The following is a 16,907-nucleotide window of genomic DNA, read 5'->3' as shown; positions in this document are numbered from 1 at the left end:
ACGCCTCCACGAAAACCCTTGTCCACGCCCATGAATCCGCTCCATTGCAGCCCTCTGGGGCCCCTTGAACGTAAGCTACTCGATCACTTCTACCGCCAGCACGACTCTCGCATGCGCGCCGCGGGCGATGGCCAATGGTGGGTGGCACGGGCGGGAGGTATCGTCGCGGGCATGAGCCTGAGCCCCGTGGCCCAAGGGCACTGGCTCACAGGCCTGTTCGTTGCGCAAGCGTGGCGTGGCCAACAGGTCGCGTCCCAGTTGATCGAAGCGGCACTGCAGGTCACCTGCGGCCCGACCTGGTTGTTCTGCCATCCTGATTTGGAGGCCTTCTACCAGCGCCAGGCCTTCACCCTGACAGATACGCTGCCCGAGGCACTGGCCTCACGGCTGGCGCGCTACCAGCGCAGCAAGCGTCTGGTGGCAATGGTGCGAGATCAGTCGTCACGTGCATCGAGCCCAGGGAACAGCACCTCGGTATAGCCGAACTTGCTGAAGTCCTGAATGCGCGACGGGTACAGCCGGCCGATCAGATGGTCGCATTCATGCTGCACGACACGGGCGTGGAAACCGTCGGCGAAGCGGTTGATCGGATTGCCATCGGGGTCGATGCCCTCGTAACGGATGTGCTTGAAGCGCGGCACCACACCGCGCAGCCCCGGCACCGACAGACAGCCTTCCCAGCCGTCCTCGACCTCCGGGGACAAGGGCGTGATCACCGGGTTGAGCAGGATGGTCTGGGGTACGGGTTCGGCATCCGGATAACGCTCGCTGCGCTCGAAGCCGAAGATCACCAGTTGCAGGTCGACGCCGATCTGCGGTGCGGCCAGGCCCACGCCGCCCACATGGCGCATGGTCTGGAACATATCGTCGATCAGCGCCTGCAACTGCTCGCTGCCGATCAGGTCCGCCGGTACCGGTGGGGCGATGCGCAACAAGCGTTCGTCGCCCATCTTGAGGATGTCACGGATCATCGGGGGTTCGGCTCACTCGGCTGGGGCTCGACAGGATGTTCATGGCCGAGCACTGTCAATGTCTCCTTGGAGGTATGACCTGCGGCTTCCTTCTCACCAGGGTTCTTGCCTTCGGCCGACATGTGCTCGATCACCGCGTTCATCTCGGCACCGAGCAGCAGCACGGCGGCGGAAATGTAAAAGTACAGCAGCAGGACGATGATTGCCCCGATACTGCCGTACATGGCGTTGTAATCGGCGAAGGTCTTCACATAGTAACCGAATGCCAGCGAAGCAATGATCCACACGACCACCGCCAATACCGAGCCTGGGGTGATGAAGCGAAACTCCTGCTTCACATCGGGCATGACGTAGTAGATCAGCGCCACCGCCACCATCATCAGAATGATGATCGCCGGCCAGCGCAGGATGGTCCAGACCGTGACGATGACCTCCTGCATGCCCACCTGGGCGGCGATCCACTCCATCACCTGCGGCCCTAGCACCATCAGCGCCGCCGCCGCCAGGAGCATACCGGCGATGCCGATGGTGTAAACCACCGACAGCGGGATGCGCTTCCAGACCGGCCGCCCTTCGGGTACGTCGTAGGCGGCGTTCATCGCGCTCATCATCAGGCGCACGCCGGCCGAAGCCGTCCACAGGGCGATGACGATACCCACCGAGAGCAGCCCCCCCTTTGACTGCTGCAGCTGGTCGATCACCGGATTGACCTGCTCCAGGGCCTGGGGCGGCAGCACCAGCTCCGACTGCAGGCGCAGCCAGGAGAAGAAGTCCGGCAGGTGCAGGAAACCGATCAGGGCAATGAGGAACAACAGGAAGGGAAACAACGAAAACAGCATTTGGTAGGCGAGCGCGGACGCATAAGTGGACATCTCGTCATCGAGAAACTCGCGGACGGTGCGCACCAGCACGCGGTGCAGGGGCAAACCGCGCAGGTTGGGGAAAAACATAGCGTCTCCTTTCGCTGCAGGATCGTGTCAGGTGAAGGCCAGCCAATCGGGCAGGCACGTTTCAATGATGCAAGTCTAATAGACCACATCAGACACGTTGCAGCTCAACGCCAGGCCAACAAAAGAAAACAGCTACAAATGCCTGTAGACCGACCGGGGCTGAACCGTAAGCGCCTTGCTGCTGGACCGGGCCGCTGCTCCCAGGCTTGTTTGCCCGCAGCCGGCCCCGCACAATACCAGGCCTTATCTCGCGTCAACCCGCAGGAACCTGCATGAAACTCGACAAACCCACCGCCATCGCCCGCCGTAACCAAGCGCTGGAGCGGCCGGTGCTCAACCGCGACAACACCCTGCTCGCGATCCTGGACCGCAAACGCAACCTGTGGTGGTTCGATGTGCCGACGGCGCTACTGCGCAAAGGCCAGCCCGACTGGGTCAACCTGCTGCTGCACACCCCCGAGACCGATGAGCTGCAGCACCTGAAAGTGCCGACCAACTTCCTGCGCGCTCACCAGGAGCAGATGGAAGTCCGTCATCCGGGCAAGCGGCGCTCGACCATCAGCCTGGCCCTGAGCGCCGACCGTGACTCGCTGCTGCGCGACACCCGCCCCGGTGGCGAGCAGCTGGACTTCACGCCCTTCCTGCAGGGTTGATCAGGCCCGTTCGATGCGATCGTCAAGGATGACGATGCGGCCTTGCTTGTAGAGGGCGCCGATCGCTTTCTTGAAGTTGCCCTTGCTGACATTGAACAGTCGGCTGATCACTTCAGGGTCGCTCTTGTCGCACACCTCGAGCATCCCGCCCGCAGCCTCCAGGCGCGCCATGATCTGCTCGGGCAGGCTGTCGACCAGGACCTTGCCCACCGGCTGCAAGCTCAGGGCGATCTTGCCGTCGTGGCGCACTTCCTTGATGTAACCCTTCTCATGCATGCCCGAACGCAGGAACTTGAACACCTCGTTCTTGTGGATCAAGCCCCAGTGGCGGTTGTTGATGATCGCCTTGAAGCCCATGGGCGTCTGCCCGGCCACCAGCAGTTCCACCGGCTGGCCGGCCTGGTAGTCGGCCGGGGTGCGATCGAGGTAGCGGTCCAGGCGTGCGGTGGCGGTGATGCGACGGGTACGTTTGTCCAGGTAGACGTGCACCACGCAGTAGTCGCCGATCTTCAGCGGACGCGACTCTTCCGAATAGGGCATCAACAGGTCCTTGGACAGCCCCCAGTCGAGGAAGATGCCCGCGCCGTTGATGTCCTTGACCTTGAGACTGGCGAACTCACCGACCTGTACCTTGGGCTTTTCGGTGGTGGCGATCAGCTGGTCTTCGCTGTCGAGGTAGATGAACACATTGAGCCAGTCGTCGATCTCGGCGTCGACGTCCTTGGGGATGTAGCGCTTGGGCAGCAGGATCTCGCCATCCGCACCGCCATCCAGGTACAGGCCGAAGTCCGTGTATTTCACGATTTGCAAACTGTTGTAACGCCCAAGCAAAGCCATTTACGAAGATCCTCAAGACAAGGCGGCTATTCTACACCTGAACAGCCTTCGCCGCCTGGCCGTCCGTGCCCAGGAACCGACGGAGCTCCCTTGCGTCTACTGCCTGGCAAGCTCCAGCAAGGATTCGCCCATGCCCGTCACCCTACGCCCTGTGTTCATCATCGTCCTGTGCCTGACCCTGGCAGTGGCCGCCTGCAGCCGCATCGACCTGGCCTACCGCAACCTCGACGTGCTGGTGCCCTGGTCCCTGGATGACTACCTGAACATGAACCGCCAGCAGAAAACCTGGCTCGATGAGCGTCTCAAGCAGCACCTGGCCTGGCATTGCAAGACGCAACTGCCCGGCTACCTGGAGTGGCTCGACCAGATCCGCCAGATGGTCGTCACCGACCAAGTCACCGACCAGGCACTACTGCAGCGCACCACCGAAGCTCGCCAGGCCATCGGCCGGGTCGCCGAGGCGATCACCCCCTCCGCCACCCAGCTGTTGCGTGGCATGAGCGACGAGCAGGTCGCGCAGATGCGCCAAGCCTTTCTTGATGACATCCGCGAGCGCCAGGCCAACTATGTCGAGACGCCCCTGCCCAAGCAGATCAACGACCGCGCCAAACGCATGGAAAAGCGCCTCGAACCCTGGCTGGGCGAACTCAACGCGTCCCAACGCCTGCGCGTGCTGACCTGGTCCCAGGCCCTCGGCGACCAGAATCGTCAGTGGATCGCCAACCGCGCCCACTGGCAGCAGCAACTGGTGCTGGTCATGGCTCAGCGCGACACGCCCGCCTTCGAGCCCCGCATCGCGCAGTTGCTGCAACGCAAGGAGAGCCTATGGAGCCCGGAATACCGCATTGCCTTCCAGCATTCCGAACAACAGGCCCGCAGCCTGCTGGTGGACCTGATGAAGCAGAGCACCCCGGTACAACGGCAGTACCTCCAGGAACGGCTGAGCAAGGTGCGCAACGACTTCACCGAACTCAAGTGCATGAAGGGGTAGCACCTTTGCGCTGTCGCCGCCTCCAGATAGGCTGTAGCGCCTGGCGACAACCTGCGATGGGCTCTAAGCCAGCCTCAAACGCTCACCGCGCCTTGCGCCGATACGGAAACACGTCGATGACCTTCCCGTCACGGATCGTCGCCTGCAGCCCCTTCCAGTAATCGGCGTCATACAGCTCGCCATGCAACCGGCTGAACAGCCGTCGCTGGCCGATGTCGGCGAACAGAAACGGCGGAAACTCCTCCGGAAACACATCGTGCGGCCCGATCGAATACCACGGTTCGCCGGACATCTCGTCCTCCGGATAACGCGGCGGGGGGATATGCCGGAAGTTCACCTCGGTCAGGAAGCTGATCTCGTCGTAGTCATAGAACACCACCCGACCATGACGGGTGACGCCGAAATTCTTGAGCAGCATGTCACCAGGAAAGATGTTCGCCGCCGCCAGTTGCTTGATCGCCAGGCCGTAGTCCTCCAGCGCTTCCAGCACTTGGGCTTCACTGGCCTGTTCCAGGTAAAGATTGAGCGGCGTCATGCGCCGTTCGGTCCAACAGTGACGGATCAGCACTGTGTCGCCTTCAAGCTTGACGGTCGAGGGTGCCACCTCCAGCAGCTCGGCCAGGCACTGCGCATCGAACTTGGCCTTGGGGAAACGGAAATCGGCGAATTCCTGGGTATCGGCCATGCGCCCGACCCGATCGACGCTTTTGACCAGACGGTACTTGTCGATCACCGTGGCCCTGTCCACGGTCTTGGACGGCGAGAAGCGATCCTTGATGATCTTGAACACAGTATTGAAGCCGGTCAGGGTGAACACGCTCATCACCATGCCGCGCACCCCAGGCGCCATGACGAAGCGATCCTCGGTACTGGCCAAGTGATTGATCAACGCACGGTAGAACTCGGACTTGCCGTGTTTGTAGAAGCCGATCGAGGTGTACAGCTCCGCGATGTGCTTGCCCGGCAGGATGCGCTTGAGGAAATTGACGAACTCCGCCGGCACCGGCACATCGACCATGAAATACGAGCGGGTGAAGGAGAAGATGATCGACACCTCGGCTTCGTCGGTGATCACCGCATCCGCCTCGATGCCATGGCCCTCGCGGTGCAGCAGCGGAATCACCAGCGGCCACTGCTCATCCGGCGTGTACAGCCGCCCCACCAGGTAGGCGCCCTTGTTGCGGTAGAGCACCGGTGAGAACAGCTCGACGGCCAGCGCGGGATCCTTGCAGACCCAATCAGGCAAGCATTCGCGCAGTTGCTGCTCCAGACGTGCTACGTCCCCGTCCAGGTCGCCATAGGGCACATTGAACGGGTAGTCGGCAAAGATCGAGCGCAACAGGCTCCGGACGCTGCCGTCAGGCTGATAGATACGGGTCTGTGCAGCCCGCTCATGTCCGCGCATCGACGGCCGGGTGGTATGGATGAACATGCAGCCATCGCTGATCAGGTCGTGGCTGAACAGGCTGCAGAAGATCGAGTTGTACCAAGTCTCGGCCAACTCATCGTCAAGGCGCGGGTCGATCAGGCGGATATAGGCATTCTTCACCAGCGGCCATTGCTCGACATCGAGCAGTACCGCCTCGGCAAAGCCATCGCGCAGCCAACCATTGACCTGGGCGACCTTTTCTTCATAGAGATTGATGCGTGCCGCCGCAGCCTGCTGGATCTGCTGCCACAGCGCCTGTTCGAAGCGCTCGCGCGCGCCCAGGGTGATGCGCCGGAAATGTTCGCGGTAGTCGTCGAAACCATCGAGGATCATCCGGGCGATCTCGGCCGCCGGCCATGACTGGGACATGCAAGGGACTCCATGCGGGGGTTCAACACGCAAGCTTAGTTGCCCCTGCTTTCGTCGTGCCCTTTTCACAGGCAAACCCGCTCTTGCAGGACAATCGCCGCCCTGTGAGCGCGCACCCACGAAAGGCCACGGACAAATTCACACAGCAAGAAAGGACAAGAACCGCGCTCAGTCGATGGCGTACACTCGCGCCCTTGCCGATTGCTGGAGACCGCTGTGAGCCCCATCGCCCTTGCCCGTCTGCTGACCCTTGCCGCTGTCTGGGGGGCGAGCTTCCTGTTCATGCGCATCATCGCGCCGGAACTCGGCACCGTGCCGACAGCGTTCTTTCGCGTCTCGATCGCGTGTTTGGGTCTGATCGCCATTCTCGCCGCGGCGCGGGTGCGCTGGGACTTCAACGGCAAGCTTGGCGCCTGTCTGGTATTGGGGATGATCAACTCCGGGATCCCGGCCACCTTCTATTCAGTGGCCGCGCAGGTGCTGCCAGCCGGCTACTCAGCCATTTTCAACGCCACCACGCCGCTGATGGGTGTGCTGATCGGCGTGCTTTGCTTCCGCGAGCCCATGACCCTGGCCAAGCTGTGCGGCATATTCCTGGGGCTGTTCGGCGTCGGCATCCTGAGCGGTGCGGGCCCGGTGGCGTTGGATCTAGCCTTGTTGCAAGGTGCCCTTGCCTGTCTGGCCGCGACCACCTGCTATGGCTTTGCCGGGTTCCTTGCGCGACGTTGGGTGAGCGATCTGGATAGTCGGTTGTCGGCCTTGGGCAGCATGCTCGGCGCGACCTTGCTGCTGACGCCGGTGTTCGCCTGGAGTGCCCTCACCCAGCCACCGGCCAGCTGGGGCGGTTGGCCGGTGTGGCTGTCATTGCTGGGCCTGGGCCTGCTGTGCACGGCGTTCGCCTACATCCTGTACTTCCGCCTGCTGGCCGAGATCGGACCGGTCAAGGCCAGTACCGTGACCTTCCTGATTCCGGTATTCGGCGTCCTGTGGGGCGCCTGGCTGCTGGACGAGCCGCTGTCGATGGCGCATCTCTATGGTGGAGTGCTGATCGGTGTGGCCTTGTGGCTGGTGCTGCGTCCGGCCAAAAAATAGGGCCATGGCCCTATCACGGGACAAGGCCCTGCGTCTTGGCAATGGCGTACACCCATTCGCGAAGAGGGCCGCAAAGCGGCCCTCGGTGCATCAGGCTTCAGCCGTACGCAACACCGGCTTGCGGAACACGAACAGCAGCCCGACGACGATCAACCCCATGCCCATCAGGCTGAGCGGTGCCAGACGATTGCCGAAGATCAGATAATCCATCACGGCAGTCACCGCAGGCACCAGGTAGAACAGGCTTGTGACATTGACCAGGTTGCCACGGGCGATCAGGCGATACAGCAGCAAAGTCGCCAACAGCGAGACCACCAGCCCCATCCATGCCAGCGCACCGATGAAGCTTGCACTCCATTGCACCTGGAGCGGCTGAAATGGCGCGAACACTGCGCACATGGCAAAACCGGCTATGTACTGTAACGGCAAGGTACCCATAGGGTTGTCGGTGATGCGCTTTTGCAGGATCGAGCCCAACGTCATGCTGGCCAGCGCCAGCAGGGCGAACAGCATCCCAGCCAGGGATACCCCGCCCAGGTTGAGGCCTTGGTAGACCACCATCACCAGCCCCCCAAGCCCCAAGCCAAGCCCGAACAGCCGGCTCCAGGAACGCTGGCGCTCCATCAGCACAACGGTAAGGATCGGTTGAACACCCATGACCGTGGCCATGATGCCAGGGGTGACGTGGGTGTTGAGCGCCAGCAGATAGAAGATCTGGTAAGCGCCCAACAACACGCAACCGGTACCCAGGGCGCGCAGCACGGCACCACGACCACGCGGCCAGCGCAGCCCCAGCAGTGGGCTGACCATCAGCAGGCCGGCAAGCGCCAGGGCCGAGCGTAGCAGGAGGAAGGCAAAGGGGCTGGCCTGGGCAAGGCCAAGCTTGGAGACGATCGCCCCGCTGCTCCACAGCAGGACGAACAGGCTGGTCGTGGCCGCCGAGGCCACGGATGCTTTGGAAAAGACAGACATGTATTGCCACCTGTATAGGGCAAATGAGCCGAACGGCAGGCTGTCGCGTTAGCGAGGGAGGTAGCCGACCGTGTTCAGTAGGTTGCGAGTGTGATGGGAGGCGGCCAGAGGCCGATCAGCCCAGCACCACTGCGCAAGGAGGCGGAGCTACGCCGCCTACCACGCCACTGACAGGTGGTGGGTAATGACTGATCATGGCCGGCTGCTGACTGCCACGCACAACCACGCCCGCGACAGGCGCGAGGACGACAGCTGTGATGGAAGGGATGGCAGGCATGATCGGGTCTTCGGAGAAGAGAATGTTTCGGAATATAACGGCGAATGCTGGGCCGGGCAATAGCTGCATTCTGGATTGGCGGATCAGGCCCTTTCGCCGGTAAACCCGCTTCCGCACGTTCCAGGTTGAGCCGGTGGGAGTGAAAAACCCGCTCTCAAGGTTTGCGCTGAGCCTGTGAGAGCGGGTTTACCGGCGAATGCGATGACAGGTGATTCAGAACAGCCAACGGTACAGCAGATACGCCACCACCACCGCCAGCACTGGCCGCAGGATGCGGTAGGCCTTGGGATTTGCGCGCTTGAACTGCTTCACGCGGGTGCTGATCTTGTTGCTGAAGCGCTTGCTCCAGGCATAGGCCTGGTTGATCCCGCCCACGCGCTCGTCATCGGTGTTCTGCGGCGCAGTGGCGCGGCCCAGGAAGGCGCTGACCTTGCGGTTGATGCGGGTCATCAAAGGGCTGCTGAGCGGGCGCTCGATGTCACAGAACAGAATCACGCGGGTTACGTCGGTTTCGTTCTTCACCCAGTGCACATAGGTCTCGTCGAACATCACGTCCTCACCGTCGCGCCAGGCGTAGGGCTGGCCGTCGACGTAGATGCGGCAGTTGTCAGAATTCGGAGTAGACAGGCCCAGGTGATAACGCAGGGAGCCGGCAAACGGATCGCGGTGCGGGTTCAGATGGCTGCCACCGGGCAGCAAGGCGAACATGGCGCCCTTGACATTGGGGATGCGGCTGACCAGTTCGACGGTCTTGGGGCAGAGCATTTCGGCCGAGGGCAGCGGCTTGTCGTACCACTTCAGGTAGAAGCGCTTCCAGCCCTTCTTGAAGAACGAGCCGAAGCCTGCGTCATTGTCCTTTTCCGCGGCACGGATGTAGCCCTCGTCGAACAGGCGCATGGCCTCTTCGCGGATCACTTCCCAGTTCTCCTTGAGCACATCGAGCTCGGGAAACCGCTGACGGTCCAGGTAAGGCTTGGACGGCACGCCGGAAAACAGGTACATCAGGCTGTTATAAGGTGCGAACAGCGCCGAATGATTGACGAACTGGCGCAGCACGGGAAGACGTGCCTTGCCGCGCAGGTGCACGAACAGCACACTGGAGAAGAACACCAGCAGGACACCTGCCTTGGCGGCGAAGGAAAAGGTCATGCAACACTCCTTGGAGAAGAAACCAGGCCGTGGCCTGCTCCATTCAAAATCATCCGGCCATCATAAACCCATCTGCCCCTGGTAAAAACCTCCAGGGACGCAGTGCAGTTTTCAGGATCTTGCAACAAAGAGTGCTGCCCGGCATTGCTCCGGATCAGCGGTGCATCAGAAAAGCGGGGCCGCCACACGGCCCCGGTATCGCCAGGACCGCGTGTTACTGCTGGTTTTCCTGTTCGGTGAACAAGTCACTGAACAGCATGCTCGACAGGTAACGCTCGCCCGAATCCGGCAGAATCACCACGAGCGTCTTGCCCTGCATCTCGGGCTTCTCGGCCAGGCGCACGGCGGCGGCCATCGCCGCGCCACAGGAAATACCGCAGAGAATGCCCTCTTCCTGCATCAGGCGCAGGGCCATGGCCTTGGCCTCGTCGTCGGTGACGGTCTCGACCTGGTCGACGATGGACAGGTCAAGGTTCTTCGGCACGAAACCGGCGCCGATGCCCTGGATCTTGTGCGGGCTTGGCTTGAGCTCTTCACCCGCCAGGGTCTGGCTGATCAACGGCGAGGCCACCGGCTCCACCGCCACTGACAGGATCGACTTGCCCTGGGTGTGCTTGATGTAACGCGAAACCCCGGTAATGGTACCGCCGGTGCCGACGCCCGCCACCAGGACGTCTACCGCGCCATCGGTGTCGTTCCAGATTTCCGGACCGGTGGTCTTTTCGTGAATCGCCGGGTTGGCGGGGTTATCGAACTGGCCCGGCAGGAAGTAGTTGGCCGGGTCGGAGGCGACGATTTCGTTGGCTTTCTCGATCGCGCCCTTCATGCCCTTGGCCGGGTCGGTCAGCACCAGTTCGGCCCCCAGCGCCTTGAGCACCTTGCGCCGCTCCAGGCTCATGGATGCAGGCATCGTCAATACCAGCTTGTAGCCACGGGCAGCGGCGACGAAGGCCAGGCCAATGCCGGTGTTGCCCGAGGTGGGCTCGACGATGGTCATGCCCGGCTTGAGCTTGCCGCTGCTCTCGGCGTCCCAGACCATGCTCGCGCCGATCCGGCACTTGACCGAATAGCCTGGGTTGCGTCCTTCGATCTTGGCCAGGATGGTCACACCACGCGGAGCGATGCGGTTGATCTGCACCAGCGGCGTATTGCCGATGGAGTGGGCGTTGTCTGCGTAGATGCGGCTCATGGCAGGAGTCCTTGAACTTTGTAGGAGCAGGGAAAGCTTCAAGGGTAAGCCTGCCCCGGGGGGCAGTAAAGCCCGTTCGAACTCCCCACAGGCCATAGCGGTCAACCGGACAACCTGCCCCGGAGAGCCCTCGATGAAAGCTCGCTATCGTTGGCCGCTGATAGGCCTGGCCAGCCTGGTCGCGCTGTTGCTGGCCCTGCACCTGGCCCTGCCCTACCTGGTCCGTGACTACCTCAACGACCGGCTCGCGGACATGGGCGACTACCGCGGGCACATCACCGACGTGGACTTGGCCTGGTGGCGCGGGGCCTACCAGATCAACGAGCTGAAGATCGTCAAGACCAGCGGCAAGGTACCGGTGCCGTTTCTCGATGCCCCGCTGATCGACCTCTCGGTGAGCTGGCGTTCGCTGTGGTACGACCATGCCGTGGTCGCCGAGGTCGTCTTCGTGCACCCAGAGCTCAATTTCGTCGACGGTGGCAACAAGCAGAACTCCCAGACCGGCCAGGGTACCGACTGGCGCCGGCAGCTAGAAAAACTGCTGCCCATCACCCTCAACGAGGTGCGCATCGAAAACGGCACCCTGACCTTTCGCAACTTCAATTCCAAACCGCCTGTCGATCTGAAGGCCACCCAGTTGGACGCGAGCATCCGCAACCTGACCAACGTACGCGACGAAAAAGGCCGCCGCGACGCCCATTTCGACGGCACAGCGCGGCTGCTGGGCGATGCCCGGGTTGAAAGCCGTGCCACTTTCGACCCGTTCAGCGATTTCGACGATTTCGAGTTTCGCCTGCGCGCGACCGGTATCCAGCTGCGCCGGCTCAATGATTTCGCCAGTGCTTACGGCAAGTTCGACTTCAATGCAGGCCATGGCGATCTGGTGATCGAAGCCCAGGCCGAGAAAGGCCGTCTGCACGGGTACATCAAGCCTCTGCTGCGGGATGTGGATGTGTTCAATTGGCAGCAGGACGTGGAAGACAAGGACAAAGGCTTCTTCCGTTCGATCTGGGAAGCGCTGGTCGGCGCCAGCGAAACGGTGCTCAAGAACCAGCCCAAGAACCAGTTCGCCACCCGCGTGGAGCTGAGCGGTAGCGTGCACCAGCGCAACATCAGCGCCTTCGAGGCGTTCCTGCAGATCCTGCGCAACGGCTTTATCCAGGCATTCAATGCACGCTACGAACAACCGCCGCCCGATTCCGACTGAAGCGGGGCGCGACGCACCATTCAGAGACTGAATGACCAGTCTGCGTTTTCTCTCGCCTGGGCCCGCGTTATAGTCGCTGGCAATGACAAACACGTATCGCCTCTTTCGCGGGTGAATCCGCTGCCACAGGGCCAGCGTCACCGCTTCCTGTGGGAGTGGTCTGCCCGCGAAAGGGTCTTGAATGACACCCCGCAGAGGATCGGTTCATGAAGTTCGAAGGCACCCGCGACTACGTCGCCACAGACGACCTGAAGCTGGCGGTCAACGCAGCCATCACCCTGGAGCGCCCGCTGCTGGTCAAGGGTGAACCGGGCACCGGCAAGACCATGCTCGCCGAACAGCTCGCCGCCTCCTTCGGCGCCCGCCTGATCACCTGGCACATCAAATCCACCACCAAGGCCCACCAAGGCCTCTACGAATACGACGCGGTCAGCCGCCTGCGCGATTCGCAACTGGGTGTGGACAAGGTCCATGACGTGCGCAACTACCTGAAAAAGGGCAAGCTCTGGGAGGCTTTCGAGGCCGAAGAACGTGTGATCTTGCTGATCGACGAGATCGACAAGGCCGACATCGAGTTCCCCAACGACCTGCTGCAGGAACTCGACAAGATGGAGTTCTACGTCTACGAGATCGACGAGACGATCAAGGCCAAGCAACGTCCGGTCATCATCATCACCTCCAACAACGAGAAGGAACTGCCCGACGCCTTCCTGCGCCGCTGCTTCTTCCACTACATCGCCTTCCCCGACCGCGACACCCTGCAGCGCATCGTCGACGTGCACTTCCCCAACATCAAGCAGTCGCTGGTCAGTGAAGCGCTGGATGTGTTCTTCGACGTGCGCAAGGTGCCGGGCCTCAAGAAAAAGCCATCCACCTCCGAGCTGGTCGACTGGCTCAAACTGTTGATGGCCGACAACATCGGCGAAGCCGTGCTGCGCGAGCGCGACCCGACCAAGGCCATTCCGCCGCTGGCCGGCGCCTTGGTCAAGAACGAGCAGGACGTGCAACTGCTCGAGCGCCTGGCCTTCATGAGCCGGCGCGGCAACCGCTGACAGGAGCCGGCCATGCTGCTCAATCTGTTCAACGAAATGCGCGCGGCCAAGGTGCCGGTGTCGGTGCGCGAACTGCTCGACCTGCTCAATGCCTTGCAGCAGCGGGTGGTGTTCGCCGACATGGACGAGTTCTATTACCTGGCGCGGGCCATCCTGGTGAAGGACGAGCGGCATTTCGACAAGTTCGACCGGGCCTTCTCCGCCTACTTCAAGGGCCTGGAGAATCTCGACCGACACCTGGAGGCGTTGATCCCCGAAGATTGGCTGCGCAAGGAGTTCGAGCGCTCGCTCAGTGACGAGGAACGTGCGCAGATCCAGTCCCTGGGCGGGCTGGACAAGCTGATCGAGGAATTCAAGAAACGCCTTGAAGAACAGAAGGAACGTCACGCCGGCGGCAACAAATGGATCGGCACCGGCGGTACCAGCCCATTCGGCTCCGGCGGCTACAACCCCGAAGGCATCCGCGTGGGCGAGGCCGGCAAACGCCAGGGCAAGGCGGTCAAGGTATGGGACCAGCGCGAATACAAGAACCTCGACGACCAGGTCGAACTGGGCACACGCAACATCAAGCTGGCTTTGCGTCGCCTGCGCAAGTTCGCCCGCGAAGGCGCTGCCGAGGAACTGGACATCGATGGCACCATCGACCACACCGCACGGGATGCAGGGCTGCTGAACATCCAGATGCGCCCGGAGCGGCGCAACACGGTCAAGCTGCTGTTGCTGTTCGACATCGGCGGCTCCATGGACGCCCACGTCAAGGTCTGCGAGGAGCTGTTCTCCGCGTGCAAGACCGAGTTCAAGCACATGGAGTACTACTACTTCCACAACTTCGTCTACGAGTCGGTGTGGAAGAACAACCTGCGCCGTACGTCGGAGCGCTTCTCCACCTTCGACCTGCTGCACAAGTATGGCGACGACTACAAAGTGGTATTCGTCGGCGATGCGGCCATGGCGCCTTACGAGATCACCCAGCCGGGCGGTAGCGTGGAGCATTGGAACGAAGAAGCCGGGTACGTGTGGATGCAGCGTTTCATGGAGAAGTTCAGGAAGATCATCTGGATCAATCCGTATCCCAAGCAGGCCTGGGACTACACCGCCTCCACCCATCTGGTGCGCGAGCTGATCGAAGACAAGATGTACCCGCTGACCTTGCAGGGGCTGGAAGACGGGATGCGTTACCTGTCCAAGTAATGGCGTCGCCCGTTTCGCGGGTAAACCCGCGCCCACAGGTGCAGCACATCCATTGCGGACTGTGCTGCACCTGAGCAACTGCCCTGCATAGGCCCGACCCAGGCCAGCCCGCACCTACCGGCTTAAGCACGTACCTTGTGCAAGCCGGGGTCCGGCGCTCCGATTGCCCCGCCAGAGGGCCGGCAGCCTCACCGCCAACGTTGCAGATAAGCCTGCTGCTGCTGCCAGGCCAGCTCCTGCACCACCGCCCTGAAGCGCACCACCGCCCCGGGCAGGCACTGCGCCAGTTGCGCCAGAGCCAAGGGCGTCAGCGCTCCAAGCCGTGGATACCCACCAATGGTCTGCCGGTCATTGAGCAGCACGATCGGCTGCCCGTCCGGCGGCACCTGCACGGCGCCCAAGGGGATACCCTCCGAAATCATCGGTGCGCCCTGGTAGACCAACTGCGGCCCGAGCAGGCGCATACCCATGCGGTCGGCGCGGCTGTCCAGGGTCCACTCACGATTGAACGCCTCGAACAAGCTGGTGCCACTGAATGCGCCGATCTGTGCGCCCATGACCAGCTCCAGTTCGGGCTTTTGCGGGTAGGTCGGACGCAAATGCTGCGCCACTTCACGCAAGGCAGGCGCCCCCTTGGCGAACGACAACACTTGCCCTTTGGCCAGCGCCTTCCCTCTCCCATCGAGGCCGCCGAGCGCCTCGCGTGCCACGGTCGCGCAACTGCCCAATACCGTCTCGGCCAGAAACCCGCCAGGCGCTGCCACGTAAGCCCGCGCGCCTTGCCGAGGTTGGCGAAGACTCAGGCGCTGGCCCTTGCCCAAACGCAAGCTGCGCCAGGGCTGGACAGGCTGATCGTCGACACGCGCATCCAGGTCTCCACCGGCCAGGGCCAAGGTGCAATCGTCCTCGGCGACCAGCGTGAAGCCCCCCAGCGTCACCTCCACCACCGGCGCATCCAGCGCATTGCCCAGTAGCCAGTTGGCCCAGTACATCGCCACCCAATCCAACGCCCCACCCTGGGTCACGCCTAGGTGGCGTACGCCGAAACGCCCGGCATCCTGCAACTGACACAGCGCGGTGCTGGCCTCGATCGTCAATCGCTTCATACCAGGGCCTCCAACGGGCTGTCGTCGCCGCCCAATGCCATGAACTGCTCGTGAGACACCGCCACGAAACGCACCCGATCACCTGGTTGCAGCAGGCTGTAACCCTCACGTGCGTGGTCGAACAAGCGCACCGGGGTGCGGCCGATCAGGTTCCAGCCGCCTGGCGAGACCGCCGGGTAGGCGGCGGTCTGGCGCTCGGCGATGCCCACGCTGCCCGCTGCCACGCGCTTGCGCGGGGTACTCAGGCGTGGGCTGGCCAGGCGTTCGTCCACCAAGCCCATGAAACCGAACCCCGGCGCGAAACCCAGGGCAAATACCGGGTACTCCCGCTCGCTGTGCAGGCCGATCACCTCCGCCTCGCTCAGGCCGCTGCGGGCAGCCAGCACCGGCAGCTCCGGCCCGACGCTGGCGTGGTACCAGACCGGGATCTCATGGCGACGCCCGGTGTTGCCCGCATCCGGCTGCAAATCCGCCAATGCCTGGTCGATCAGCGCGCGCGCCTGCCCAGGTGCCTGCTCGAACTGCACCATCACGGTGGTATAGGAGGGGACCAAATCCACCAGCCCCGCCCCGAAGGCTGTGCGCAGGCGCTGGCTGGCAGCCAGGATCCACGGCATGTTGGCCTCATCGATGACGTCGAACAGGCGCACCATCAAGCTGTCGATGGCCACCACCTCGATGCATGGGTTCATGGCTGCTCCAAGGCGTCGAGGGCCTGGCGGATCTGCCGCACGGCCGCCACGGAGCTGTCATTGTCGCCATGCACGCAGAGGGTACCGGCATCCAGTTGCACAGCACTGCCGTCATCGGCCACCAGCGCCTCACCACGGGCCAGGCGCAAGGCCTGCTCGATCACCAAGGCCGGGTCGTGATGCACCGCGCCGGGCAGGCGCCGGGAAACCAGATGACCGCTAGCGGTATAGGCCCGGTCGGCAAAGGCCTCGAACCACAACGGCACACCGATCGCCTCGCCCAGGGCGCGTGCGGCGCTGTCGTCGGCGGTGGCCATCAGCATCACCGGCAGTCCCGTATCATAGGCGGCCACGGCCTCGAGTACTGCGCGCAGCTTGAGTGGGTCGGCCATCATGTCGTTGTACAGCGCGCCATGGGGTTTGACGTAGGCCACGCGGCTGCCCAGCACCTTACAGATCCCCTCCAGCGCGCCGATCTGGTAATGCAGCAGGTCTCGGATCTCCTCGTTGCTGCACGCCATGGAGCGGCGGCCGAAACCGACCAGGTCCGGGTAAGCCGGGTGCGCGCCGATGGTCACGCCGTGCTCCAGTGCCAGGGCCACGGTGCGGCGCATGGTGCCAGGGTCGCCTGCGTGGTAGCCGCAAGCGATGTTGGCGCAATCAATGTAAGGCATCACCTCGGCGTCCAGGCCCATGCGCCAACTGCCGAAACTCTCGCCCATGTCGCAATTGAGAAGCAGGCGTTTCACCGGTCGAACTCTCTTGTGGTTGTTCATGTGC

The 16,907-nt window shown here is 62.7% G+C and carries 17 protein-coding genes; 7 read left to right on the top strand and 10 right to left on the bottom strand.

All coding sequences use genetic code 11. From position 1 onward, the window contains the following. The first annotated feature begins 30 nt into the window (after positions 1-30). Complete coding sequence (locus AB1N67_RS06600) at positions 31-480, top strand: GNAT family N-acetyltransferase (RefSeq protein WP_367863614.1); 450 nt, start codon at positions 31-33, stop codon at positions 478-480. Here the strand turns inward: AB1N67_RS06600 and def are convergent. Both def and AB1N67_RS06590 read right to left on the bottom strand, forming a co-directional pair. Further along, positions 435-971 (bottom strand): peptide deformylase, encoded by a 537-nt coding sequence (gene def, locus AB1N67_RS06595; RefSeq protein WP_043209294.1) that lies wholly within the window; start codon positions 969-971, stop codon positions 435-437. The two genes, AB1N67_RS06600 and def, sit on opposite strands and share 46 nt — an antisense overlap. Then, positions 968-1,921: a YihY/virulence factor BrkB family protein gene (locus AB1N67_RS06590; RefSeq protein WP_043209293.1), complete on the bottom strand. Its 954-nt coding sequence runs from the start codon at positions 1,919-1,921 to the stop codon at positions 968-970. Before AB1N67_RS06590 ends, def begins: the two co-directional genes overlap by 4 nt. A 272-nt stretch (positions 1,922-2,193) precedes the next feature. On the opposite strand from AB1N67_RS06590, the gene AB1N67_RS06585 reads away from it, so the two are divergent. Further along, positions 2,194-2,574 (top strand): hypothetical protein, encoded by a 381-nt coding sequence (locus AB1N67_RS06585; protein WP_043209291.1) that lies wholly within the window; start codon positions 2,194-2,196, stop codon positions 2,572-2,574. On the opposite strand, the gene AB1N67_RS06580 is transcribed toward AB1N67_RS06585, so the two are convergent. Continuing rightward, positions 2,575-3,411, bottom strand: a complete 837-nt coding sequence (locus AB1N67_RS06580; protein ID WP_043209290.1) for a S1 RNA-binding domain-containing protein — start codon at positions 3,409-3,411, stop codon at positions 2,575-2,577. A 130-nt stretch (positions 3,412-3,541) separates the two neighbouring features. On the opposite strand from AB1N67_RS06580, the gene AB1N67_RS06575 reads away from it, so the two are divergent. Beyond that, positions 3,542-4,402 (top strand): DUF6279 family lipoprotein, encoded by an 861-nt coding sequence (locus AB1N67_RS06575; RefSeq protein ID WP_090345357.1) that lies wholly within the window; start codon positions 3,542-3,544, stop codon positions 4,400-4,402. Positions 4,403-4,484: 82 nt separating this feature from the next. On the opposite strand, the gene aceK is transcribed toward AB1N67_RS06575, so the two are convergent. Further along, entirely contained in the window at positions 4,485-6,200 is a 1,716-nt protein-coding gene (aceK, locus tag AB1N67_RS06570; RefSeq protein ID WP_367863613.1) for a bifunctional isocitrate dehydrogenase kinase/phosphatase, read from the bottom strand. Between the two features lie 216 nt (positions 6,201-6,416). On the opposite strand from aceK, the gene AB1N67_RS06565 reads away from it, so the two are divergent. Then, entirely contained in the window at positions 6,417-7,292 is an 876-nt protein-coding gene (locus AB1N67_RS06565) for a DMT family transporter (protein ID WP_102081362.1), read from the top strand. A gap of 90 nt (positions 7,293-7,382) precedes the next feature. Here the strand turns inward: AB1N67_RS06565 and AB1N67_RS06560 are convergent, their stop codons facing one another. From AB1N67_RS06560 to cysK, 3 genes are all read right to left on the bottom strand, one after another. Then, positions 7,383-8,264, bottom strand: a complete 882-nt coding sequence (locus AB1N67_RS06560; RefSeq protein ID WP_367863612.1) for a DMT family transporter — start codon at positions 8,262-8,264, stop codon at positions 7,383-7,385. A 490-nt stretch (positions 8,265-8,754) separates the two neighbouring features. Then, a complete protein-coding gene (locus AB1N67_RS06555; protein ID WP_324724531.1) occupies positions 8,755-9,690 on the bottom strand; it encodes an aspartyl/asparaginyl beta-hydroxylase domain-containing protein in 936 nt (311 codons plus the stop codon). Positions 9,691-9,904: 214 nt separating this feature from the next. After that, complete coding sequence (cysK, locus tag AB1N67_RS06550) at positions 9,905-10,879, bottom strand: cysteine synthase A (RefSeq protein ID WP_043209279.1); 975 nt, start codon at positions 10,877-10,879, stop codon at positions 9,905-9,907. A 133-nt stretch (positions 10,880-11,012) separates the two neighbouring features. Between cysK and AB1N67_RS06545 the strand changes: the two genes are divergently transcribed. The 3 genes from AB1N67_RS06545 to AB1N67_RS06535 all read left to right on the top strand — a co-directional run bounded on the left by AB1N67_RS06545 (position 11,013) and on the right by AB1N67_RS06535 (position 14,329). Then, positions 11,013-12,086, top strand: coding sequence for a DUF748 domain-containing protein (locus tag AB1N67_RS06545; protein WP_102081365.1), 1,074 nt, complete (start codon positions 11,013-11,015; stop codon positions 12,084-12,086). A 206-nt stretch (positions 12,087-12,292) separates the two neighbouring features. Beyond that, positions 12,293-13,138, top strand: a complete 846-nt coding sequence (locus AB1N67_RS06540) for an AAA family ATPase (protein WP_367863611.1) — start codon at positions 12,293-12,295, stop codon at positions 13,136-13,138. A gap of 12 nt (positions 13,139-13,150) precedes the next feature. Continuing rightward, the gene (locus AB1N67_RS06535) at positions 13,151-14,329 is read left to right on the top strand and encodes a VWA domain-containing protein (RefSeq protein WP_043209273.1); all 1,179 of its coding nucleotides are present in this window, start codon (positions 13,151-13,153) and stop codon (positions 14,327-14,329) included. Positions 14,330-14,517: 188 nt separating this feature from the next. Here the strand turns inward: AB1N67_RS06535 and AB1N67_RS06530 are convergent, their stop codons facing one another. From AB1N67_RS06530 to AB1N67_RS06520, 3 genes are read right to left on the bottom strand one after another with little or no spacing between them, the layout of a single operon-like run. After that, on the bottom strand, positions 14,518-15,435 hold the full coding sequence (locus tag AB1N67_RS06530; RefSeq protein WP_332770771.1) for a biotin-dependent carboxyltransferase family protein: 918 nt from the start codon (positions 15,433-15,435) through the stop codon (positions 14,518-14,520). After that, positions 15,432-16,127, bottom strand: a complete 696-nt coding sequence (pxpB, locus tag AB1N67_RS06525; RefSeq protein ID WP_332770770.1) for a 5-oxoprolinase subunit PxpB — start codon at positions 16,125-16,127, stop codon at positions 15,432-15,434. Before pxpB ends, AB1N67_RS06530 begins: the two co-directional genes overlap by 4 nt. Then, positions 16,124-16,903: a 5-oxoprolinase subunit PxpA gene (locus AB1N67_RS06520; protein WP_090345344.1), complete on the bottom strand. Its 780-nt coding sequence runs from the start codon at positions 16,901-16,903 to the stop codon at positions 16,124-16,126. Before AB1N67_RS06520 ends, pxpB begins: the two co-directional genes overlap by 4 nt. Between the last annotated feature and the right edge of the window lie 4 nt (positions 16,904-16,907).

Source organism: Pseudomonas guariconensis (assembly GCF_040822035.1).
In the GTDB taxonomy this organism is placed as follows: domain Bacteria; phylum Pseudomonadota; class Gammaproteobacteria; order Pseudomonadales; family Pseudomonadaceae; genus Aquipseudomonas; species Aquipseudomonas guariconensis.
Note: the sequence above shows the minus strand (reverse complement) of the source record. Positions and strands in the feature narration are given on the sequence as shown.